21 protein-coding genes are annotated in these 22,658 nt (G+C 69.3%); 10 read left to right on the forward strand and 11 right to left on the reverse strand.

Features of this window, described 5'->3' with window-relative positions:
- Positions 1-41: 41 nt before the first annotated feature.
- Genes JJQ90_RS00250 through JJQ90_RS00265 form a run of 4 tightly spaced genes read right to left on the reverse strand, consistent with a single transcriptional unit; the run spans position 42 to position 4,651 of the window.
- The gene (locus tag JJQ90_RS00250; protein ID WP_216872473.1) at positions 42-1,451 is read right to left on the reverse strand and encodes an FAD-binding oxidoreductase; all 1,410 of its coding nucleotides are present in this window, start codon (positions 1,449-1,451) and stop codon (positions 42-44) included.
- Positions 1,448-2,803, reverse strand: a complete 1,356-nt coding sequence (locus JJQ90_RS00255; protein WP_216872474.1) for an FAD-binding oxidoreductase — start codon at positions 2,801-2,803, stop codon at positions 1,448-1,450. The genes JJQ90_RS00250 and JJQ90_RS00255 overlap by 4 nt, the downstream gene beginning before the upstream one ends.
- Complete coding sequence (locus JJQ90_RS00260) at positions 2,796-3,614, reverse strand: creatininase family protein (RefSeq protein ID WP_216872475.1); 819 nt, start codon at positions 3,612-3,614, stop codon at positions 2,796-2,798. Before JJQ90_RS00260 ends, JJQ90_RS00255 begins: the two co-directional genes overlap by 8 nt.
- 23 nt (positions 3,615-3,637) lie before the next feature.
- Positions 3,638-4,651, reverse strand: a complete 1,014-nt coding sequence (locus JJQ90_RS00265) for an ABC transporter substrate-binding protein (RefSeq protein ID WP_216872476.1) — start codon at positions 4,649-4,651, stop codon at positions 3,638-3,640.
- Between the two features lie 227 nt (positions 4,652-4,878).
- Between JJQ90_RS00265 and JJQ90_RS00270 the strand changes: the two genes are divergently transcribed.
- The 10 genes from JJQ90_RS00270 (at position 4,879) to JJQ90_RS00315 (ending at position 15,641) form a co-directional block, all read left to right on the forward strand.
- Positions 4,879-5,892: an aromatic ring-hydroxylating dioxygenase subunit alpha gene (locus tag JJQ90_RS00270; protein ID WP_216872477.1), complete on the forward strand. Its 1,014-nt coding sequence runs from the start codon at positions 4,879-4,881 to the stop codon at positions 5,890-5,892.
- 233 nt (positions 5,893-6,125) lie between these two features.
- A complete protein-coding gene (mbhE, locus tag JJQ90_RS00275; RefSeq protein ID WP_216872478.1) occupies positions 6,126-8,429 on the forward strand; it encodes a hydrogen gas-evolving membrane-bound hydrogenase subunit E in 2,304 nt (767 codons plus the stop codon).
- Positions 8,430-8,433: 4 nt separating this feature from the next.
- Positions 8,434-8,850, forward strand: coding sequence for an MnhB domain-containing protein (locus JJQ90_RS00280; RefSeq protein ID WP_216872479.1), 417 nt, complete (start codon positions 8,434-8,436; stop codon positions 8,848-8,850).
- Positions 8,851-8,854: 4 nt separating this feature from the next.
- Positions 8,855-9,271 (forward strand): NADH-quinone oxidoreductase subunit K, encoded by a 417-nt coding sequence (locus tag JJQ90_RS00285; RefSeq protein WP_216872480.1) that lies wholly within the window; start codon positions 8,855-8,857, stop codon positions 9,269-9,271.
- Positions 9,271-10,800: a Na+/H+ antiporter subunit D gene (locus JJQ90_RS00290; protein ID WP_216872481.1), complete on the forward strand. Its 1,530-nt coding sequence runs from the start codon at positions 9,271-9,273 to the stop codon at positions 10,798-10,800. Before JJQ90_RS00285 ends, JJQ90_RS00290 begins: the two co-directional genes overlap by 1 nt.
- On the forward strand, positions 10,797-11,123 hold the full coding sequence (locus tag JJQ90_RS00295) for a Na+/H+ antiporter subunit E (protein WP_216872482.1): 327 nt from the start codon (positions 10,797-10,799) through the stop codon (positions 11,121-11,123). The genes JJQ90_RS00290 and JJQ90_RS00295 overlap by 4 nt, the downstream gene beginning before the upstream one ends.
- A complete protein-coding gene (locus tag JJQ90_RS00300; protein ID WP_216872483.1) occupies positions 11,120-11,434 on the forward strand; it encodes a monovalent cation/H+ antiporter complex subunit F in 315 nt (104 codons plus the stop codon). Before JJQ90_RS00295 ends, JJQ90_RS00300 begins: the two co-directional genes overlap by 4 nt.
- Positions 11,431-12,762 carry a monovalent cation/H(+) antiporter subunit G gene (locus JJQ90_RS00305; protein ID WP_216872484.1) on the forward strand — a complete coding sequence of 444 codons (1,332 nt, stop codon included), beginning with the start codon at positions 11,431-11,433 and terminating at the stop codon, positions 12,760-12,762. Before JJQ90_RS00300 ends, JJQ90_RS00305 begins: the two co-directional genes overlap by 4 nt.
- A gap of 78 nt (positions 12,763-12,840) precedes the next feature.
- Positions 12,841-14,316 carry a sensor histidine kinase gene (locus tag JJQ90_RS00310; protein WP_216872485.1) on the forward strand — a complete coding sequence of 492 codons (1,476 nt, stop codon included), beginning with the start codon at positions 12,841-12,843 and terminating at the stop codon, positions 14,314-14,316.
- Positions 14,313-15,641: a sigma-54-dependent transcriptional regulator gene (locus JJQ90_RS00315; protein WP_216872486.1), complete on the forward strand. Its 1,329-nt coding sequence runs from the start codon at positions 14,313-14,315 to the stop codon at positions 15,639-15,641. The genes JJQ90_RS00310 and JJQ90_RS00315 overlap by 4 nt, the downstream gene beginning before the upstream one ends.
- Before the next feature lie 68 nt (positions 15,642-15,709).
- On the opposite strand, the gene JJQ90_RS00320 is transcribed toward JJQ90_RS00315, so the two are convergent.
- Genes JJQ90_RS00320 through JJQ90_RS00350 form a run of 7 tightly spaced genes read right to left on the reverse strand, consistent with a single transcriptional unit; the run spans position 15,710 to position 22,480 of the window.
- Positions 15,710-16,444, reverse strand: a complete 735-nt coding sequence (locus tag JJQ90_RS00320; protein WP_216872487.1) for a proteasome-type protease — start codon at positions 16,442-16,444, stop codon at positions 15,710-15,712.
- 60 nt (positions 16,445-16,504) lie between these two features.
- Positions 16,505-17,455 carry an alpha-E domain-containing protein gene (locus JJQ90_RS00325; protein WP_216872488.1) on the reverse strand — a complete coding sequence of 317 codons (951 nt, stop codon included), beginning with the start codon at positions 17,453-17,455 and terminating at the stop codon, positions 16,505-16,507.
- 4 nt (positions 17,456-17,459) lie between these two features.
- A complete protein-coding gene (locus JJQ90_RS00330; protein ID WP_457851875.1) occupies positions 17,460-18,956 on the reverse strand; it encodes a circularly permuted type 2 ATP-grasp protein in 1,497 nt (498 codons plus the stop codon).
- Positions 18,949-19,779, reverse strand: coding sequence for a DUF1194 domain-containing protein (locus JJQ90_RS00335; protein WP_216872489.1), 831 nt, complete (start codon positions 19,777-19,779; stop codon positions 18,949-18,951). The genes JJQ90_RS00330 and JJQ90_RS00335 overlap by 8 nt, the downstream gene beginning before the upstream one ends.
- On the reverse strand, positions 19,776-21,482 hold the full coding sequence (locus JJQ90_RS00340; RefSeq protein ID WP_216872490.1) for a gamma-glutamyltransferase family protein: 1,707 nt from the start codon (positions 21,480-21,482) through the stop codon (positions 19,776-19,778). Before JJQ90_RS00340 ends, JJQ90_RS00335 begins: the two co-directional genes overlap by 4 nt.
- A gap of 51 nt (positions 21,483-21,533) precedes the next feature.
- Positions 21,534-22,085, reverse strand: a complete 552-nt coding sequence (locus JJQ90_RS00345; protein ID WP_216872491.1) for a nucleoside 2-deoxyribosyltransferase — start codon at positions 22,083-22,085, stop codon at positions 21,534-21,536.
- A 47-nt stretch (positions 22,086-22,132) separates the two neighbouring features.
- On the reverse strand, positions 22,133-22,480 hold the full coding sequence (locus JJQ90_RS00350; RefSeq protein ID WP_216872492.1) for a hypothetical protein: 348 nt from the start codon (positions 22,478-22,480) through the stop codon (positions 22,133-22,135).
- Between the last annotated feature and the right edge of the window lie 178 nt (positions 22,481-22,658).

A 22,658-nucleotide genomic window follows, 5' to 3' on the forward strand; every position in this document is an offset into this window, starting at 1 on the left:
CGGCGGTGGGGGAGTTGCCCCTCAGACTTGTTCCCCTGAGCCTACTCCAGCACTTCCTCGACCTCGGGCGCATCGGCCTGGCCATAAAGGTAGAAGCTCTGCGGCCGCTCCGGCGTCCAGTCGGGGTCGTCCCACGCGATCATCTTGCCGGGATTCAGCAGCCCATGCGGATCGGCGACGCGCTTGAAGTCGAGCTGTTCGGAATCGATCCGTTTCATCCCGCCCTCCTCCAGCGTGAAGGCATGCGGGTTGAAGATCAGCGCGCCGGCATCCTCATGGATGCGGATGATCTCCGCCAGGCGTTCCTCGGTGGTGAAGCGCACGAGCTGCAGGCCGAAGCAGGTGACGACGCCGTTGAGGCGGACGAATTCCAGGTGCTGCATCACCTCATCGCCGAAGGTCGCGTCCATCTTCGCGATCAGATCGAAATGATGCGGCGTCGGAAACAGCGTTTGCAGATAGGTCAGGCCGCGATCGACCTTCAGGGCCTGGAGCGTGGTGTGGTTCCAGGTGAATTCGTACAGCGGCGTCTCCGCCTGTTCCGTCGGCACGACGTAGAGCTGGCGACCTCCGAAGCGATCCAGCAGCGGTGCCAGCAGGTCGAGAAAAGGCTCGGCCACCATCACCAGCGCGGCCGCCTTGCCGGGCGTGACCATCTGCATGAAGGGCTTGAAATAGCGCTGCGCCACGCCGGGCGCTACGACACCCGCCATCTTCTTGGCGATGCCGTCGCTGGCGACCAGAGCCTCGCAGAACCGTGCGGCCGAGATGGTGTCCGGGAATTCGGACAACACATCCACCCAGTCCCAGGCAGGTGCCAAGGGCATCTCCACCTCGGTGATCACGCCATTGGTGCCGTAGGCGTGGTTCGCCTTGTCGATATCGGCGCCGCGCAGTTCCAGCACGCGCGGCGTGGCCTCCATCGTCACCACGCGGAGCCCCAGAATGTTGCCGGGCTCGCGCAGCTTGCCATAGGTGCAGGACCCGATGCCGGCGGAGCCGCCGGCGATGAAGCCGCCGAGGCTCGCGGTGCGCTTGGTGGAGGGGTGGAAGCGCAGCTCGCCGCGCACCTCGCGCCGCGTGATGGCATCGAGGTCGATCAGCTTGATGCCGGCCTGGGCCCGCACCATGCCGGGCTTGGTCCAGATCACGCGGTTGAGGCCCATCAGGTCCAGCACGATGCCGCCCTTCAGCGGCATGGCCTGGCCGTAATTGCCGGTGCCGGCCCCACGTGGCGTCAGCGGCACCTGGTGCTTCACGCAGGCCGCCATGATGGCGATGACCTCCGCCTCATCCCGCGGGCAGGCCACCGCCTCCGCCGTCACGCCGTTGAGCTGGCGCTTCAGCACGGGCGAGTACCAGAAGAAGTCGCGCGAGCGCTGGCGCACCAGGGCCGGGTCGGTGATCCAGTCGATGGCCGGCAGTTCGGCCATCACGGCTTGAACGGTCATGGCGCCTCCACGGGGACGAAATCGCGCATCTTGCCGGGGTTGAGCAGGCCGAGCGGGTCCGTGCGCTGCTTGAAGCCGAGCTGGTCGCCGGGCACGCGGCGGTAGTTGCTGCCTTCCTCGATGGTGAGCACATGCGGATTGGCGATGCCGATGCCATGCGCCTCGAAGGCCGCCATGATCTCGGCCAGGCGCTCCGCATTGGTCCAGCGGATGACGGGCAGGCCGGACATGGTGAGGCGACCGCCGAAGCGGACGCATTCCGTGTGCATCCAGACCTCGTCGCGGAAGGGGATGCGCACGGCCTCGATCGCTTCGAGGGTATTCTCGAAGGGGAAGCGGCATTGCAGGTAGGTGACGCCGCGATCGCGCTTCAGAACCTGCAGCGTGGTGTGGTTCCAGCAGTATTCGTAGAAGGGCGTGGCATCGCCATCGCGTTCGGCGGTGACGGTGGATTGCTCGGCGACGATGGTGCCACCGTGTTCCGCGGCAAGTTCGCGCAGCGCCAGCAGCGCGGCGGGCGCCACCATCACCAGCGCCAGCGCATGGCCTGCGGGCACGGCATCGGCCAGGCCGCGGAAGAAGGGCGGCAGCTGGCTGTCGAAGACGCCGCACATCTTCTTCGGGATGCCGTCCGCAAAACTGAGTTCCAGCGCGAAACGGCTGGCGGGGACGAAGTCGGGGAAGGCGATGGCGACGTCGCGCCAGTCCTGCGCGGGCGTCAGCGGCACGCGGATGCGGGTCAGCACGCCGGTCGTGCCATAGGTGCGGTTCACCGGATTGGCTGCCGCACCCTCCAGCTCCAGGATTTCCGGCGGATCGGTCATCGTCGCCACCCGCGCGCCCGCAAAATTGCCGCGTTCGCGCATCGTGCCGTGGCTGATGCCGCCCACCCCTGCCCCGCCGCCGGCGACGAAGCCACCAATGGTCGCGGTGCGCTTGGTGGAGGGCCAGAGCTTCAACTCCCAGCCCTGCTCGCGCGCCCAGAGGTCGAGGTCGATCATCTTCGCCCCGGCCTCCACCTCCACCACGCCATCGGTGATGCCGATGGGCGCGGCCATGGCCGACATGTCGAGCACGATGCCGCCTTCCAGCGGCACGCATTGCCCGTAATTGCCGGTGCCGCCGCCGCGCTGCGTGACCGGCACGCAGGCCGCCCGCGCGGCGGTCAGGACTCGGAGAACTTCGGCCTCGTCGCGCGGTCGGACAAAAAGCTCGGCGGACTTGCCGTCGAGCTGCGCCTTCAGGATCGGGCTGTACCAGTAGAAATCGCGGCTCTTCTGCCGCAGCAAAGCGCGATCGGTGGAAAGCTCGATCCCATCCAGCGCCGCGACAAGCCCCGCGATATCAGCCATGCGGCGAGGGCTCGTTGGCGAGAAAACCCTCGGCGTCGAAGGCCGCGACCTGGCCCCAGAGCGTTGCCATCTTCTCCGCCGCGAAATCCAGCAGTTGTTCGCCGATTTCGGTGGTGGCGAGCGAGGCATCGCCCACCGCGCCTGCCGGATTGAGATCCTGCGCCTGCCAGGCGAGCGGCGCGCCGGCGTCGGGGGCCATGTTCGGCGCGATATTGGAAACGCCCTGCCAGCGGCTCACGAAATTCACCGCCTTGTCCATGTGAACCAGATGCGGGGTCAGCGCGAGCATCACGCTGGTCTCGTCGCGGCCGGCATGGATGCCGTACTTGCCCTCCACCGGGTCCTTCAGCGCCTCCGGCTTGCCCATCCGCGCCCACATGGCGTTGATGGCCAGGATGCCGTGCTGGATGCGGATGCGGCGGCAGGCGATGTCGAGCACCGACACGTTGCCGCCATGGCTGTTGACGATCACCAGGCGCTTCACACCGGCCCGCGCCACGCTGGCGCCGATATCCGTCACCAGCGCCAGCAGCGTCTCGGGCGAGGTGGTGACAGTGCCGGGAAAACGCAGATGCTCCACCGAACAGCCCACGCATTGCGTCGGCAGCACCAGCACCGGCAGCTCCGCCGGCGTCACGGCCAGGGTGCGCGCGATGACGCCCTGGTTGATGGTGGTGTCCACCGAGACGGGCAGGTGCGGCCCATGCTGCTCGATGCTCGCCACCGGCAGCACCGCCACGGTGTTGGCCGGCAGGTCCTTGAAGGCGGGCCAGGGCAGGTCCTGCCAGTAGCGGGTGGGAAGCGGGGCCATGGCGGGACCTTTCAGAAGACGCCTCAGGACTGCCGGAGATCGGCAGCGGCAGGCAGGTAGGAGGGGTCGTAGATATCGGAGGCCGGCAGCGGGCGCGAGATGGCGAAGGCTTCCCGCACCGCATCGATGCTGCGCTGCAGCCGCGCCATGTCCACCTGGCCGAAGCCGTTCTGGCGCACATGGGCGGTGAAGGTCAGGCGGTCCAGCGCCATGCGCAGGCGTTCCGTCTCCAGCGCCACGTCGGTCAGCGGCTCGCGCCGGCGCAGGTTGGCGATGGTGGCGTCCGGGTCGCGCAGGCTGTCGTACTGCGCCCGGACCAGGCCGCGGATCAGCCCTGTGACGGCCTGCGGATTGGCCGCCGCCCAGCGGCGCGTGGTGATCAGCGAGGTCGAGAAGAAATTCGCGCCGACATCGCTGAACAGCATCGTCACGATGTCCTGCTCCGCCACGCCCAGCCCGCGCAGGGAGAAGATGCCGGAGGTGATGAAGCCGGTGATGGCATTCACCCGGCCCTGCACCAGCATCGGCTCGCGCAGCTGCGGCGTCACGCTCTGCCAGCGGACGGAGGCGGGGTCGATGCCGGCAGCCTTGGCAAAGGCGGGGAAAAGCTGGCGGCCCGCATCCGATTCCGGCGCGGCGAGGGTCTTGCCCACCAGGTCGGCCGGGGTGCGGATATTCTCCCGCCGCAGGGTCATCACGGCCAGGGCGGTGGCGTCGTGGATGATGAAGGGGGTGAAGAGGTCGCTGTCCGGCCGCTCCAGCTTCATGCGGATGGTGGGCGACAGGTCGGCGACGCCGACATCATAGGCGCCGGCCGAGACCTTCACCGGCACGTCGCCGGACCCGAAGCCACGATCCATGGTGACGTTCAGCCCGACCTCGCGGAAGTAGCCCTTGTCCAGCGCCAGCACGAAGGCGCCCTGGGGCCCCTGCATGGCCCAGTCCAGGGTGAAGCGCACATTGGTCAGCGACTGTGCATGGACCGCCGGGGTGGCGAGGGCAGAGCCGATCAGGGCAAGAGCGTGGCGACGGCGCATCGTGACGGTCCCGGCGTTGTGATTGCCGGCGCTGTAGCAAGACGGGCGCGGGGGATGGAAGGGCGTTCTGCCCGAAGCCTCGGCGCGCCAGCCCGAATCTGCTGGAAAATTAGGCGGAATGGCGATGGCATGAGCTGTTTTCGGCGGTATCCCGGATCGCGGCGCTTGCATCCGCCGGTCTGGATTTGCACGCTGGCTGCCCTGACCCGCCACGAGGGACCGCTCGGATGCTCGCCACCGCCACGCCGCTGCTGCGCCGATTCTGGTACCCGGTGATGCCGGTCGGCCACTTGTCCGAGGGCCCGAAGCCGTTCCGCCTGCTCGGCCAGGACCTGGTGATCTGGCTGGATGGGGAGGGCAAACCCGCGGCGATGGATGACCGCTGTTGTCATCGCACCGCGAAACTCTCGAAGGGCTTCTACACCTCCGGGCGGCTCGCCTGCGGCTATCATGGCTGGGAATTCGCGGCGGATGGCCGCGTCATGCGCGTGCCGCAGCGGCCGGTGGACCGGCAGGGCGCCACCAATATGCGCGTGCCCGCCTACCAGGCCGAGATCCGCTACGGCCATGTCTGGGTGGCACTGGAAGACCCGATCTACCCCCTGCCGGATTTCGAGGAGGAGGGCCTCGGCTTTCGGCGTATCGACGAATTCTATGAGGTCTGGACCTGTGCGGGTCTGAGGCTCATGGAGAACAGCTTCGACAATGCCCATTTCGCCTTCGTCCACCGGACGAGCTTTGGCGACCAGGGGCATCCGGAACCCGCCAGGCTGGAGATCGAGGAACACGAGGACGGCTTCATGATGATCACGGAGGTTCCGGTGCGGAATCCCGAGATCCAGAAGAAGGTCCTCAACATGGAAAGCGACACCACCGTCCGCCATATGCGCGGCCGCTGGTACGCGCCCTTCCTGCGCAAGCTGCGCATCCAGTATCCGAATGGCCTCAGCCACTCCATCGTCACCTGCGCCACGCCGATCGACGATGGCACCTCCATGGTCGTGCAATTCGTCTTCCGCAACGACACGGAGGAACAGGCCAAGGCCGCCGATGTGATCGCCTTCGACCGCATCGTCACCGATGAGGATCGCGACATCCTGGAAAGCACCGACTACGACGTGCCGCTGGACCAGACGGGTATCGAGATGAACATGCCCAGCGACCGCCCCGGCGTGCTGATGCGACGCATGCTGGCGCGCATGATCGCGGCGCATCAGCCAGCCCTGGAACCGGCCGAGTAGCCTGTGTCGGATCGACCTCGCGCGGCACGTCTTCGATGGACGTGCCAATCCGGGCCGCCCCGCATGCGCGTCCGTTCATGTCGCTATATCAACAGTCCAGAACGTTCACCTTCCTGAACGCCGGTGTTCAGCGGCGTTCACCGCAGTTGACGTTTCCAATAGAAAATTCCCACTAAACCGCTGATGTAATTCATATTTATCTCTGGCATGGCAGTTGCGATCACCGCAACACCATGCACGCGCCCGAACTCATCCTTCTGCTTCCCCTCCTCCTCGGCATCGCCGCCGCGATCGTCGTGGCATGCCTCCGACCAGCACAGGCCGCGCCGGTCGGGGCTGCCACGGCGGCGGTATGCTTCGCGCTGTATCTCGGCCTGGCCGGGGGCGCGCCCGTCTCCGCCGCCTTCTGGGCGGTGCCTTCGCTGGGCGTTTCGGGCGGGCTTCGCCTGGACGGTCTCGCGGCGCTGTTCGCGCTGCTGATCACCGGCATCGGCACCCTCGTGCTGCTCTACGCCGGAAGCTACCTCAAGGGTGATCCGCGGCTCACGCGCCTGGTCGTGCTGCTGCTGGTCTTCATGGTGGCGATGCTCGGTTCCGTCACCGCGAATGATGTCATCACCCTGTTCATCTTCTGGGAGCTGACGAGCCTCACCTCCTTCTTCCTCGTCGCCTATGACCACGAGAAGCTGGAGGCGCGGAAGGCCGCTCTTCAGGCCCTGCTGATCACGGGCGGCGGCGGGCTGGCGCTGCTGGCCGGGCTGATCCTGGTCGCCATCGCGGCGGGCACCACCAGCCTCACCGGCATCATCGCGGCGCGGGAGGCGGTGCTGGCGCATCCGGCGGCCGTGCCGGCGATGCTGCTGGTGATCCTCGGCGCCTTCACCAAGTCGGCGCAGTTCCCGTTCCACTTCTGGCTGCCGAACGCCATGGCCGCGCCGACGCCGGTCAGCGCCTATCTGCACTCCGCCACGATGGTGAAGCTCGGCATCTACCTGCTGGCACGCTTCAGCCCGGTCTATGGCGACGAGGCGCTTTGGCAGGGGCTGCTGACCTGGACCGGGCTGCTGACAGCGCTGGTCGCCGCGGTCCTCGCCTTCCGCGAAACCGATCTGAAGCGCGTGCTGGCCTATACGACCGTCACGGCGCTGGGCACGCTGACCATGCTGCTCGGCCTCGCGCCCGAATTGTCGGCAATGGCGGCCGTGACCTTCCTGACGGTCCACGCCCTGTACAAGGCCGCGCTGTTCCTCACCGCCGGCATCCTGGACCATGAGACGGGCACGCGGGACGCCTCCGCTTTGGGCGGGCTGCGCGGGGTCATGCCCTGGACGGCCGCGGCCGCGGTACTGGCGGCCCTGTCGATGGCCGGGCTGCCGCCCTTCCTCGGCTTCGTCGGCAAGGAGATCGTCTATGAGGCGGCGGTCGCGGCGGATGGCGGGGCGGGGCTGATCGTCCTGGGCGCCTTCCTGGTGAATACAGCCGGCGTGGCGATTGCCGGCCTGCTGTCCTGGCGGATCTTCTTCGGTGCGCGGCCTGCGACGCCGAAGGCGCCGCATGATCCGCCCATCGCGATGCTGGCAGGGCCGGTCGTGCTGGCGACGTTCGGCCTGCTGGCGGGGCTGGCGCCGTCGCTGCTCGGCGGCTGGCTGCTGGATGGGGCAGCCGCCTCCATCCTCGGTCATCCGCCCACCACCTATCTGGCGCTGTGGCACGGCTTCACGCCCATCCTGGCGCTGAGCGTCGTCACCGTCCTGCTCGGGGCGCTGCTGACACTGTTCTGGCCGCGTCTGATGCGTGGGCTGCAAGCCTCCCGGGCGCTGGACCGGTTCGGCCCCGGCCATGGCTATGACCGTGCGCTGGCCGGGATCGTTGCCTGCGCCGAAGCCACCACGGCGATGGTCCAGCATGGCAGCCTGCGCGGCTATATCCGGCTGCTGCTTCTGGTGGCGGCGCTGGGTCCGCTTGTCGTGCTCATTGCCTATGATGGTGCGGCATGGCCGGCGGATCCGGTGCTCGATCCGCGCGCGCTCGCCTTCGGGATGATCGCCGCCGGCGCGGTGGCGACCGCGATCGCAAGGGGCACCCTCGCCGCGGTGATGGCGCTGGGCCTGGTGGGCTTCGGGGCGGCGATCGTCTTCCTGACCTTCGGTGCCCCCGACGTCGCCCTGACGCAGTTCACGGTCGAGGTGCTGCTCGTCGTCATCCTGGCGACCGTGCTGCTGCGCCTGCCGGTCCATGGCCGGGACACCCGCACCACCCGCCAGCGATCCGGCGACGCGGTGGTCGCGGTGGTCATGGGCAGCTCCGTGGCGCTGCTGCTGCTCGCCGTCCTCGCCGCCCCCTTCGACCCGAGGCTCGGTGACTGGTTCGGGCAGAACAGCGTGCCGGGCGGCCATGGGCAGAACGTGGTGAACGTCATCCTGGTGGATTTCCGCGCGCTCGACACGCTGGGTGAGATCGCCGTCCTCGCCATTGCCGCCTTCGCCGTCATCGCGCTGCTGCGCGGCGTCGCGCGCCCGCTCCGCAGGGGGAACTGAGCCGATGCATGCCTCCCTCATCCTTCGCGTCTCGGCGCCGCTGTTGCTGTGGGTGCCTCTGGTGATCTCCTTCTACCTGCTGGTGCGCGGGCACAACGCGCCGGGCGGTGGCTTCGTCGGTGGCCTGGTGGCCGCCTCGGGCCTGGTGTTCTTCGCGATGGCGCGCGGGCAGACGGCGGCCCTCGCCGTCATGCGCCTGCCACCGGCTTCCTGGTGCGGCGTTGGCCTTTTGCTGGCGGCGGGCAGCGGATTCCTGGCCTGGCTCGATCCCTCGGCCGGCTACCTGACGCATCGCTGGTGGTTCCCGGATCTGCCGGTGAAGCTGCCGCTGAACACCGCATTCATCTTCGATGTCGGCGTCTACCTCGTGGTGATCGGCACGATCACGGCGATGGTCTTCGCTCTTGTGGCGGAGGACTGAGAACATGGAGACGCCCCTCGCACTGACCATCGGCGTACTCGTTGCCGCGGCCGCCTATCTGCTGCTGGCGCGTGACCTGCCGCGGGTGCTGCTCGGCTTCGTGCTGCTCGGCAACGCCGCCAATCTCACGATCTTCGCCGCGGGCCGGATCGGCACGATGACGCCACCGCTGGTCGAATATGGCGCGCTGGCGCTCACCGCGGATGCGGCGAACCCGCTGCCGCAGGCCCTGGTGCTGACGGCGATCGTCATCGGCTTCGGACTGGCGGCCTTCGCCCTGGTCCTGGTGATGCGCGCCCATGCCGAGTTCGGCAGCGTCCATGCCGAGGACATGGACGCGGCGGAGGCGCCGGATGAGCCAGCAACGCAGGCTCCGTCCCCGCCCGAGGATTCCATCCCGGCACGGCGGGAGGCCGCGTGATGCGCCAGATGCTTCTCGTCGCGCCGATCCTGATTCCGCTTCTGGCCAGCGCCGTCACGGCGCTGCTGTGGATGCGGCCGGGCGTGCAGCGCGCGGTCGGGCTTTTCGCCGCGGTCGCGCTGTTTGCGGCCACCCTGGCACTGCTGGCGCAGGTGATCTCCGGCGGCATGCTGGTCGGCCAGATGGGCAACTGGCCCGCGCCTTTCGGCATCTCCCTGGTGGTGGACCACCTGGCCGCCGCGATGTTGGCGATCACCGGGCTCATGGGCCTTGTCGTCGCGGTCTATGCCATGGGCCCTGGTGCGCAGGAACGTGACCGCGCCGGCTTCCAGCCGCTGTTCCACGCGCTGCTGATGGGCGTCACCGGCGCCTTCATGACCGGCGACCTGTTCAACCTTTATGTCTGGTTCGAGGTGATGCTGATCGCCTCCTTCGGCCTGCTCGTGCTGGATCGCACGCGGGAGCAGATCGATGGCGGCATCCGCTACGTCATGCTCAACCTGGTCGGCACCACCTTCTTCCTGCTGGCCGTTGGCCTGGTCTATGGGCTGACGGGCACGCTGAACCTGGCGGATATCGCGCGCGTGGCGCCGGATATCGAAAACCAGGGCGCGCTGGCCGCGGTGGGCGTGCTGCTGCTGGTGTCCTTCGGTGCGAAGGCCGCGGTCTTCCCGCTGTTCAACTGGCTGCCGGCGTCCTACCACACCGCGTCGATGCCGGTGGCGGCGATCTTCGCGGCCCTGCTCACGAAGGTCGGCGTCTACGCCATCATCCGCATCTTCACGCTGGTCTTCGCGCATGACCAGGCCCTGTTCGGGCCGCTGCTCGGGATCATCGCCATGGCGACCATGGTGGTGGGCGTGCTGGGGGCCGCGATGCACTACGATGTGCGGCGGATCCTGAGTTTCCACATCATCAGCCAGATCGGCTACATGCTGGTGGGCGTGGCGCTGATGACGCCGCTCGCGATCGCCGGCAGCGTGCTCTACGTGGTCCACCACATCGTGGTGAAGGCGAACCTGTTCCTGGTCGCCGGCGCGATGCGGCAGGTGGGCGGGAGCTTCGCGCTGAAGCGCCTCGGCGGTCTTTACGCCGCGCGGCCGCTGTTGGGTCTGGCCTTCCTCATCCCGGCGCTGTCGCTGGCCGGCATCCCGCCGCTCTCGGGCTTCTGGGGCAAGCTGGTCGTCATCCGCTCCGGCCTGGAGGCGGAGGCCTATGTGCTGGCCTTCGTCGCGCTCGCGGTCGGGCTGCTGACGCTCTACTCCATGGTGAAGATCTGGAACGAGGCGTTCTGGAAGGCCAGGCCGGATGCGGCGCCCGAGCCGCCATTCGCCTGGAGCCTGGCGCAACGCGTCGCGACCTTCGCGCCGATCATCCTGCTCTGCGGCGTCACGCTGACGATCGGCCTGTGGACCGAGCCCTTCGCCGCCTTCTCCATCACGGCGGCCGAGGGCCTGCTCGATCGCGAGGGCTACATCGCCGCGGTGCTTGGCGCCAATCCCGTCCAGCTTACGGAGGCTGTCCCATGATGCTCACGCTGGCATGGATGCGCGTTGCATTCACCTTCATCACGGAACTCGCCAAATCCACCGTCGCCGTGGTGCGCGCGGTTCTTGGACCAACGGCGCGGCTGCGCCCGGCGATCGTGGCCGTGCCGCTGGATGTCCGCTCGCAGGCCGGCACGGTGCTGTTCGCCAACATGGTGACGCTGACGCCCGGCACCACGAGCCTGGACGTCTCGGCCGACGGACGAACGCTCTACGTCCATATGCTCGATGCGCCGGACCGGGAAGCCGCGGTCGCCGACATGAAGTCCAGCCTCGAATCCCGCGTGCAGGAGGTACTGCCATGACCACGGGTATCGTTCCATGGGCGGCCGCGCTGGCGGCGGTCATCGCGGCACTGGGTGTCGTCCCCGTCGCCTGGCGCCTGCTGGCCGGCCCATCCTCGGCCGATCGTGCCATCGCCACCGACATGCTCGGCCTGCTCGGCGCCTGTCTCGCCGCGCTCACCGCGGTGATCGCCGGCGACGCCGCTTTCCTTGCCATTGCGCTCGGCATTGCGCTCGTCGGTTTCCTGGCCGCGATTGCCTTTGCCCGGCTGCTGGAGCGCCGCGACACGAAGACGGTCGAGCGGTCTCCGATCGAAAGGACCGCCCAATGACCGCCATCATCGAGATTGTCGCCGCGCTCCTGCTTCTTGCCGGCGCTTCCGTCGTCGCCTTGGCCGCGCTTGGCGTGGCACGGCTGCCCGACCCCTTCAGCCGCATGCACGCGGCCGCCAAGGCGGGCGTCGCGGGCGCCGGGCTGTTGCTGCTCGGCGCCGGCCTCACCTTCGGGACAACGGGCGCGATCCTCATCACGCTCGGGGCGGTTGTCTTCCTGGTGCTGACGGCACCGCTCGCATCGCATGCGCTGGGCCGGGCCGCCTATGTCTCCGGCGCGCCGCTTGGCGCCGCGAGCCAGGCCGATGCCCTGGCCGGCATCCTGCAGCGCCACATCTTCGACCCCGCATCCAGGCCCATCGCATCTCCCCAGCCGATGCCGCGCGCGCCATCCCCCGCCAGGCCTCGACCTCGGCAGGAGGCCACCGCGATCCCCCTCCCGCAGGCCCAACACCCGGTCGAGCCGATGCTCCATGACCGCACGGGCACCACGCTCATGCCACTCCGGCGTATCCTTCTCGGTCTTGGCGGCGGTCCGGCGCAACGCGAGGCGGCGGCCATGGCGGTGGAGTTGGCACGGCCGCATGGCGCCAAGGTGCTCGGCCTCTCGGGGGCTGGGCTGGAGCCGCGCCGCTGGCGGGGGCCGCTGCCGGTCGGGGGTGCCTATTGGGCCGAGTGGCTCGCCTCACGCAGCCGGTCCCAGATGCGGGAAGCCGCGGCCACGGCGCTGGCCGAATTCCGGGAGATCGCCGCCGCGAACCCCGAGGTCGAGACCATGGCGCGGCATGAGGAAGCCGCATCCGAAGACCTCGTCCGGCTTCTGGCGGGGCAGGACCTGGTCATCGTGCCGGCGGGTATCGGACCGCATGGCGCGGAGAGCAGCCCGGGCCATGAAACGGCGGCGACGCTGGCCGCGGCGCACATCGTGCCTGTCCTGCGGGTCCGGCGGCGCCCCACCTCGATCCGTGGCGTGCTGCTCATCGTCGACTCATCCCCCGGATGCGGGCGGCTGGCGGCGGGGCTGTTGCGTTCGGGGCTCTGGTCCTCGGCGCCCGTCTCCATCCTGCCGGTCGCTGACGACCGTCGCGGGGTGCGGGAGATGGTCGAGACGCAGGCGGAGCTTCTGCGGGACCATGGGCGGCGCGTCGCGGTGATGGCGCCGATCGATCTGGATTTCGAGGCGGATGATCTGTCGGCGCGGCTTGCCTGCTTCGACGCGGCGGTGGTGTCCTGCCTCTCGACGCGTTACGGAGGGTTCTTCGACAGCATCCGCAACTGCGCCTTCGAAACCGCTGCGGAGAGCGTACCCCTCGTCCTTTTGCCCTGAGGGATCAATCGGGGTTGGGCGCTGGGAAAGGCCCGCATCGCGGGGCAGGATTGGAGTGGGATTGGAACCGACCGGGTCATGACGACGGCCTCAACGCCTGACCCAGGCCCCGACCCTGGCTCTTCCGGCCCAAGGCCCGGGCACCGTCCGATCCTGCCGCCCGCATTGCGGCTGCCGGCGGCGGCGGGGCTGGTTGTCTTCGTCGTGGCTGTCGGCACCACCCAGCTCGCCCTGCAGGTCACGAACCGCCAGGCAGACCGGCAGCTTCAGGAGATCGGGCAGGTCTATCTCGACGGGCTTGTCGCAAGTGTGCGGCCAGGGCTGCAGATGCGCGACCCCGACTACATCGCATCACGCTTCACCCGCGCCTTCAGCGAGCAATACGGGGTCGCGGAGCGGGGGCTGTTCGCCTACGGCGCCGATGGCCGGCTGCTGGCGCGGCACGGCGACCCGAACCTGCCGGAGCCTCCGGCCGAGACCCTGACGGGATCCCTGTGGCGGATCGACGCCAAGGCCGGCGTTGCCTGGGTGAGCCGTCGCGTGGAGCAATCCACCGGGCCGCTCGGCTCGCTCGTCGCCGCGCTCGACGTGGCACCGATCCTGGCCGCGCGCCAGCGGCTGGCCTTGACCGTTGTCGCGGTCGACCTGCTGCTGGCCGGGGCCTTCGCCCTGCTGACCGGGCTGGTCCTTCGCCGCCTGGGTCGCCCGTTGCGCATGCTGGTGCAGGAACTGTCCGAGGGCGCACACCGCCCCCCTGCCCGGCTGCCCGAGGCGCTGGTCGCCGGCGCCGACCCACGGACGGCCCATGTGCTGCGCGCCTACAACCGCATGGCCGATGGCGTGCAGGAGCGGGAGCGACTGGCCGCGGTCCTTGCCGAGCGCGAACAGATGGCAGCCCTCGGCCAACTCGCCGCGACCGTCGCGCATGAGGTGCGCAACCCCCTCGGCGGCCTGGCCACGGCCGTATCCACCTTGCGGCGCTTCGGTGACCGGGCGGAGGTGCGCGAGGAATCGCTCGGCTTCCTCGAACGTGGCATCGCGGCACTGGAGCGGATCGTGAACAGCACGCTCGATGCCTACCGGCCCGCCGATGACCGGCCGCTGACGCGCGCGGACTTCGACGATCTACGCCATCTGGTGCGCCCGGCGGCGGAGCGCCGCGGTGTGGCGGTCGTCTTCGAACTGGACCTGCCACAGGGCGCCATCGGCCTCGGCGCCGGCGGGGTTCGCCAGGTGCTGCTGAACCTGCTGCTGAATGCCTGCGCCGCGACGCCGCCGCAGGGGGTGGTGGGATTGCAGGCCCGGATCGTGGATGGCGAGCTGCTGTGCGAGATCATCGATGAAGGTCCAGGCCTCGATCCGGCCAAGGCGGGGCGGCTTTCGGCCGGTGTCGCCTCGGAACCAGGCGCCCGCGGCCTCGGGCTCAGCGTCGTGGTCTCGCTTCTGGGCAATCTCGATGCCCGCGCTTCGGTGACCGAGCGACCGGCGGGCGGCACCGCGATCCGGCTGGCGATTCCGCTGGTCGCCCCGCATGCCGGCGAGGTGGGCGCGTGAGTGGGCCGAAGGTGGTTCTGGTGGTGGAGGATGATCCCGTGCTGGGTCCGGCGCTGGTCCAGCGGCTGCGGCTCGAGGGCTTCCGCCCGCGCCTGGCCGCGACAGGGGCCGAGGCGCTGCGCGAGGCGGCGGCCCTGCGCCCCGATGCGGTGGTGAGCGACATCCGCCTGCCGGACATGTCGGGCGAGGCGGTCTATCTGCGCCTGGTGGCCGATCTCGGCGCGCTGCCCGCCGTCTTCATGACCGCCTTCAGCGAAGTGGCGCAGGCCGTGCGGCTGGTGCGCGCCGGGGCGCGCGACTACCTGACCAAGCCGGTCGACGTGGACCGCCTGGTGGAGGCGCTGGGCGCCGCGATGGCGGAAAGCCCCGCCCCACAGCGGATGGAAGCGGCCGGACCTTCCCTAGGCATCTCGGTCGCCATGCGCGAGGTCGAGGCGCTGATCCGCAAGGCGGCACGGGTGGATGCGCCCATCGTGCTGTCCGGCGAGACCGGCGTCGGCAAGGAGGTCGCGGCGCGTTTCCTGCACGACGTCTCGGCACGCGCCGACGAACCCTTCGTGGCGCTGAACTGCGCCGCCATCGCGCGCGACCTTGCCGAGAGCACGCTGTTTGGCCATGAGCGTGGCGCCTTCACCGGCGCGGTATCGCGTCAGGCGGGCGTTGCGGAACGTGCCGGTGCGGGCACGCTGCTGCTGGACGAAATCGCCGAGCTTTCCCTCGATCTGCAGGCGAAGCTGCTGCGGCTGGTGCAGGAGCGACGCTTCCTGCCGCTTGGCGCCGCGGCGGAGCGGCCCTTCGCCGCGCGGCTGGTCTGCGCGACCCATGCGGACCTTGCGGCCCAGGTGCGGGCGGGTCGCTTCCGGGAAGACCTTTTCTACCGCCTGAACGTCATTCCGGTGGAGGTGCCGCCGCTGCGGCACCGCACCGAGGATCTGCCCTGGCTTGCGGAGCGCCTGCTGGCCGAGGCCGTGACGCGCTTCGGTCTCGGCGCGCGCCATTTCACGCCCACGGCGCTGGCCAGCCTGGCGGACCATGAATGGCCGGGCAATGTCCGGGAACTCCGCAACCGTATCGAACGCGCCGTGGCGCTGACGGATGGGGATGACATCGGACCCGCCGATCTGTTCCCGGAACGCCGCCTTGAAGGCGACAGCCCGGCCGGGTCCTCACGCCTCGGCGCCGCGATCAATGACGCGACCCGGGATGCGATTGCCGAGGCGCTCCAGCATGCCGGTGGCAATCGGGCAGAGGCGGCGCGGCGGCTCGGAATTTCGCGCACCACGCTGTGGAAACGGATGCGGGAGCTTGGCATCGTGGCGGATTGAAGCGCCGCGCCTTCGACCTGATCGCGTGTTTCAGACTCTTCGGTGATTCCACCTCAAGTCATCACGCTCTACCCAAGCCAATCCGGTCGCGGCAGCGCCTGATAGGCCTCACGCAGGCTTTCCGACCAGCGCTGGCGCAGGAAGGCGAAGTAGGAATCATCCTCGGTGATGCGCCGGCGCAGTGAAACCGCCAGGGCATCACGGCGGATCACCGTCAGGTCGATCGGCAGGCCCACCGTCAGGTTGGACCGCAGGGTGCTGTCCATGCTGATCAGCGCCAGCGTCACGCCATCGGCCAGCGGCGTCGCCGGGCTCAGCACGCGGTCCAGGATCGGCTTGCCGTATTTGTGCTCGCCGATCTGGAGGAAGGGCGTGTCGGCCGTCGCCTCGATGAAATTGCCCGCGGCATAGACCAGGAACAGCCGCGGCGGCGCGCTGCCGATCTGCCCGCCGAGCAGGATGGAGACATCGAAGCCCACGCCCTGCGCGCGCAGCCCCGGCCCATCCGCCTCGAACACCTCCCGCACCGCGGCGCCCACCAGCTGGGCGGCGCGGAACATGCCGGGCGCCGAGGCCAGGGTCAGCACCTCCCCCTCCAACTTCACGCCTTCCTGCAGGCGGTTCCACACCGCCTGGGTCACCGCGAGGTTGCCGGCAGTGAGCAGGACCAGCGCACGCTCGCCCGGCGTCTCCTGAACAGAAGTCTTGCCGAAGACGGAGATGTTGTCGACGCCCGCATTGGTGCGGGTGTCCGACAGCATCACCAGCCCGGCATCCAGCAGAAGCCCGACGCAATAGGTCATGCCGTCATCTGCCCCCAGGGCGCGCAACGCGATGTCGCCGGCATGCCGCCCTCCTTACGATCAACTGGTCAGGTAGAGCCCATGGATCGCATGGCCGAGTTCGATGTTCCGGTCGATCTGCGCCGTCAGCCAGTCATGCAGCCCGGCCGCCAGGATATCCGGCATGCGTCCCTTGGCCAGGCGGTCCTGGATTTCCGCCGCGATGCGCTGCGGGTCGCCGCGCCGGCCGCCGGTGGCCTGGGCGATGCCTTCCAGCACGCGCTGCACCCGGCCATGGCAGGAAATCAATGAGCGCGGCAATTCCTGGCGCATCACCAGCAGCTCCGCCACCAGATCGGGCCGTAGCCTGGTGTGATACAGCCACTGGAAGGACCGCAGGGCGGAGACGGAGCGCAGCAGCGCCTGCCACTGGGCATAGGCCACCGCCCCCTCGCTGCCCGGCCCCGCCAGCGCCAGATGCTTGGAATCCAGCAGCCGCGCCGTATTGTCCGCACGTTCCAGCATCACGCCGAGATGCACGAACAGCCAGCCCTCGTCGCGCAGCATGGTATCCGCCGCCGCGCCGTTGAACAGATGGGCGCGGGCACGGACCCAGTCGAGGAAGCCCGGCAGCCGGTCAGGCTCCGTCGCTGTGGGCGCCAGCAGGCGCATTTCGCGCCAGGTGTCGTTCAGCGCCTCCCACATATCGACGGTCAGGGCGGTGCGCACGGCGCGGCCATTGCCACGGGCCGCCTCGATGCAATTGGCGATGGAGGAGGGGTTCTTCGGGTCCAGCGCCAGCCAGCGGATCACCGCCTCGCCGCCCACCTCCCCATGATGTTCGCGGAATCCCGGCTCGGCGCCGGCGGCGACGAGCAGGCTCTGCCACTCATCCTCCTGCCCATCCACCGCGACCAGGCTTTCCCCCAGCCCGGCCATGCGCAGCGCCACCTGCATGCCGCGCGCGAGGTTGCCGGCGCGCTCCGTGTAGCGGCCCATCCAGTAGAGGCTTTCGGCGGTACGGGAGAGCATGCGATCAGCCCCCCGACTGGGACTGGGACTGGCTGCCGCCGCCGGATTGGGACTGGGATTGCGATTGGCCGCGCAGGGGTCCGTCCTCCACCACCCAGGTGTCCTTGGTGCCACCGCCCTGGGAGGAATTGACCACCAGCGAACCTTCCCGCAGGGCCACGCGGGTCAGCCCGCCGGGCACGATCCGCACCTCCTTGCCCGTCAGCACATAGGGCCGCAGGTCGACATGGCGCGGTGCCACCGCCTCCCCCGCCAGGCAGGGCACGGTGGACAGGGCCAGCGTCGGCTGGGCGATGTAGTCGGCCGGGCGTTCCAGGATGCGGCGGGTGAATTCCGCGCGCTGTTCCGCCGTGCTGTGCGGCCCGATCAGCATGCCGTAGCCACCCGAGCCCCGCGCCAGCTTCACCACCAGCTCCGCGATATGGGCCAGCACATAGGCGCGGTCCTCCTCCCGCTCACAGAGGAAGGTCGGCACGTTCTGAAGCAAGGGGGTCTCGCCGAGGTAGAAGCGGATCATCTCCGGCACGAAGGGGTAGATCGCCTTGTCGTCGGCGATACCCGCGCCCGGCGCATTGGCCAGGGTGACATTGCCGGCGCGGTAGGCGGCGAAGAGGCCGGGCACGCCGAGCATGCTGTCCGCGCGGAACACCTTCGGGTCCAGGTAGTCGTCATCGAGCCGGCGATACAGCACATCCACCCGGCGCGGCCCGGCGGTGGTGCGCATGAACACCACGTCGTCCTCGACGAACAGGTCGGCGCCCTCCACCACCTCCACACCCATCTCATCGGCCAGGAAGCAATGCTCGTAATAGGCGCTGTTGAAATGGCCGGGGGTCAGGATGGCGACGCTGGGCTCCCCCTTGCAGTTCGGCGGCGCGGCTTCCTTCAGCGTTTCCAGCAGGTCTTCCGGGTAGTGGCCCACCGGCGCCAGGCGATGATTGGCGCAGAGCGACGGGAACAGCCGCAGCATCGCCTCCCGGTTCTCCAGCATGTAGGAGACGCCGGAGGGCGTTCGGCAATTGTCCTCCAGCACGTAGAAATCATCCGCGCCGGTGCGTACCAGGTCGATGCCGGAGATATGGCTGTAGATGCCGCCCGGCGGCCGGAAGCCCTGCATCGGCGGGCAATAGGCCTCATTCTCCAGCACCAGCGGCTTCGGGATCAGCCCGGCGGCGAGGATCTCCTGCTTCCCATAGACATCGGCCATGAACATGTTCAGCGCCTTCACGCGCTGCGTCAGGCCGAGCGACAGGCGGTTCCACTCGCTGCGGGCGAGGATGCGGGGGATGACGTCGAAGGGGATCAGCCGTTCCGGGTCGCCCCCCTCGCCATAGACGGCGAAGGTGATGCCGACCCGGCGAAACAGGGCCTCCGCCTCCGTCCGCTTCGCCGCCAGGGCTTCCAGCCCATGCGCCTGGAGCCAGGCAGCTATGCCGGCATAGGCGGGGCGCACGGCGCCATCTTCATGCATCTCGTCGAATGCGCGGCCGGTTTCAGTCACCTTGAGAGTCCAGAATTCCCTGTCTTGAAGAAGACCTTGGGCGAAATGGTGCCGCCTGGGAAGGGGCGCGAGGGGCTTCCCAGGCCGGTTCGGCGCCGTTCCTGCCTGTGGCATGGGCGTGTGCTGCCCCACCCGGATGCATCGCCACCTCCCGCACCAGCTTGGCGCGCAGCGCCCTGGCGAAGTCCCGCCGGTCCTCCGCCCGCATCACGAAGGCGCCCGGGCCGCCCATGACATCCCGCTCATAGGCCGCGGACAGCCGCCCACCGGACCAGGCGGAACTGGCCTCGATCGCCAACCCGTTCACCACGATGCCCTGCGCCACGGCGAAATCGCGGGCTTCCGGCGCCGGGGTCAGGCTGCGGATGTCGGGACCGTCGCCGGAGACGTCGATGGTCCGCGCCTCCGCCCGCCAGGGGGCCGCGGCGATCAGGGCGGTGGCATGCAGGATGGCATCGCCGAGGGCGTTGTAGGACTGGCGGGAACGCGGGGCGTCGCGCAGCGCGGTGGCGGCGGCGGCCGCGCTGGCGGCATCGGCCACCCGCATCCAGTCCACCACCGTCGCCGCCCCGCCCGGCGATCCCCATTCCACCATCGCCACCCCGATCACCCCCTGCGGGCGGGACCGGATGGCGCCGAGCACGGCCGGGTGGACAATCGCCTCCGCGATCCCGTCCCGCTGCAGGGCGAATTCATCGGCGTCGATGGAGCCGGAGGCATCCACCGCCAGCACCAGCAGCAGGTCGACCACGCCGGACTGCGCGCGGGCCGGCGCCGCGATCAGCGCGGGTCCGGCCAGGAGGGTCCGGCGCGGGATCCTCATATGGCGATGGCATAGGCCGGGCGGCGCGGATCGGCGCCGGCGCGCTTCAGCCCGGCCTCCCGGTCGTCCAGCACCACCTCGACGCTGCCGGCCAGCCAGGTCATGTCCGGCCAGTCCTTCACCTCATGCCCCATCGCCGCCAGGGCCGCGCGGGTCTCGGCCGGGATGCGGGATTCCACCGCGAGTCGACCCGGGAAGTACTCATAGGGTGCGAAGGAGGAGGGGAAGGAATAGCTGGCGAAACGCGGCGCCTCGATCGCCTCCTGCACCTCCATGCCGAAATGCAGGATGTTCAGCATGACCTGGAGCATGGCCTGGATCTGCACGTCGCCGCCCGGCGTGCCGAAGGGCATCACCCCGCCCTCCCTGGTCACCACCATGGCCGGATTCGGCGTGAGGCGTGGCCGCTTGCCCGGCGCGACGCCCGCCGGGTGGCTCGGGTCCGGCCGGTTCTGCGTGCCGCGGCCCGAAATCACCAGGCCAGTGCCGGGCACCACGGGCACGTTCCAGGACCCGTCGGAGGGGGTGGCGCTGAAGGCATTGCCCCAGCGATCCACCACCGCGACGTAGGAGGTATCGGCCTCCACCTTCGGCAGGTCTTCCGCACAGGCCTCCGGCAAGGCGTTGCCGCGGCCGAGGATGGCTTCCGGCAGGCCGGGATGCGCGCGGGCCAGATCAATCGCGGCGGCACGGGCCGCGATATGACCGGCGGACAGAAGCTGCTCCAGCGGCACGTCGACCATGGCGGGATCGCCGAAATGGTATTCACGGTCGGCGAGTGCGCCCTTCAGCGCCTCCACGATCCGGTGGATATAGTCGGCCGAATTATGCGCCAGCCCGTCCAGGCCCAGGCGCTCCACGATCAGCAACGCCTCCGCCAGCGCCGGCCCCTGGCACCAGGGGCCGCAGGTCAGCAGCGTATGGCCGCGCCAGTCCCGCGCCACCACGGGCTCGATGCGGGACCGGTACTCGGCCATGTCCTCCGCCGCGAGGAAGCCGCCCTCCGCCTGGACGAAGCGCACCACCTCCCGCGCCAGGTCGCCCTTGTAGAAGGCGTCATGCGCGGCCTGGAGGCCGGCCTGGCGGTCGCCGCCGGCCGCTCGTTCCTGGTCCACCATATAGGTGAGGCTGCGGGCCAGGTCGGACTGGACGAATTTCTGGCCGATCACCGGCACCTTGCCGCCCGGCAGGAAGATGGCGGCGTTCTGCGCCCAGCGGCGGTATTCTGCCTCATGCGCCGTGATGCTCTCCCGCAGCAGCGGGTACATGGCATAGCCCTCGCCAGCGAAGCGGATGGCGGCGGCGGCGACCTCGCCGAAGCTCATGGTGCCGTGGCGGGACAGCGCCTGGATCCAGGCATCCGGCGCGGCCGGCACCACCATGCGCCGCACGCCGGGCGGCATCTTGCCGCCATGTTCGCGCATGAAGACATCGGGCGGCGTGGCGCGCGGCCAATGGCCGAGGCCGGCGATGCTCTCCACCGTCCCGTCCGCCTTGCGGATCAGGATCGGCGCGACGCCGGCCACGCTGACCAGGTCGGGCTGCAGCACCCCCAAGGCGAGCCCCGCCGCGCAGCCCGCATCCACCGCATTGCCGCCCGCTTCCAGGATGGCGAAGCCGGCGGCGGAGGCAAGGTAATGGCCGGCGCTGATGGCGTGGCGGGTGCCGCTGATGGTGGGCCGGCCGGCGGGCGGGAGGGTCATGGAGGGCTTCCTGCTATTGGGATGCAGGCTCCACGCAGGCTGGCGCCCCTGTCAACCGGCGAGCGCCTTCAGGCAGGCCTCGAAGCCGGTAAGGTCGCTCCAGCGCGCATCCGGCGGAACCTGGCGGCGCACCAGCAGCCCGCCGGCCGCGCGGATGCCGCCCTCGATCATCAGGTTGTCGGCCAGCCCGTGATTCTCCAGCGCCATGCCCGCATCATCCACCCAGCGGCCGGCGGCATTGCGGCGAGCCGGGGCGGCCATCAGGCCCAGGGTGCGATCGGTGAAATCCACCGCGTCATTGGTGTAGCCCATCACCTTGCGACCCAAGGCGCGCATGAAGCCCAGCTCATAGACCGTGCCGGGATCGGCGGAGGGGCCGCGGAAGGGCGTTAGATTCGCCACCAGCGCGTCGCAGCCGCGCATATGGGCTTCGTTGCGGCGATAGATGGCATACCAGAGGGCACCATCGATGACCTCGTCCGGATGCGGATCGGCGGGAAACACCCCCTCCAGCCCGTAGCGGGCGCAAAGCCGCTTCTTGGCGGCCCCCATGGCGGCGGCATCGGGCAGGAAGACATCGGGACCGGCGAGGTAGACTTTCATCGCCCCATCATGCCCGATCTGGCGCCGATTGCGGAGCCTCGGGCCTGTCAGGCTTCCAGCGTCAATTCAGAGAGCCGGCCCATCAGCCCCGCAGGGCAAAGCGACTGACCGTCACGGATGGCCGCGAAGGTCGTCTGCGCATCGACCGTCCCGGGCAGATCCAGCGCCTCCTGCACCGATCGCCGGATATCGTCATGGACCTGCATCACCTGCACGCGGATGACCGAGGTCAACATGAAGATCCCGCCAAGTGCCAGCGCGTCATGGCCGCCCGCCTGCACCGAAAGGTCATTCGCCCAACGCTGGGCCGCGGCGAAGCCGGTGGATTTGGTCATCTCCCGGAACACCTCCAGCGCGCAGGAATCCAGCGGGTTGCGCGGCGTTTGCAGCAGCATCTCGACCTCCGCCAGGGCCTGCGACTCCAGGGCGGGAATTCACCGGGACCGACAATTCCTGGCGGTGGCGATCTGAACTTCCGCTTGTCGGCCGGAAGTCCAAGGCGTGCTTCCGACCCTGAGCCGACTTCGGCGACCATCACATCACTCGACGGCCTTCGGCGCGACCTCGCTAATA

This window comes from Falsiroseomonas oleicola, assembly GCF_019029495.1.
Taxonomy (GTDB): domain Bacteria; phylum Pseudomonadota; class Alphaproteobacteria; order Acetobacterales; family Acetobacteraceae; genus Falsiroseomonas; species Falsiroseomonas oleicola.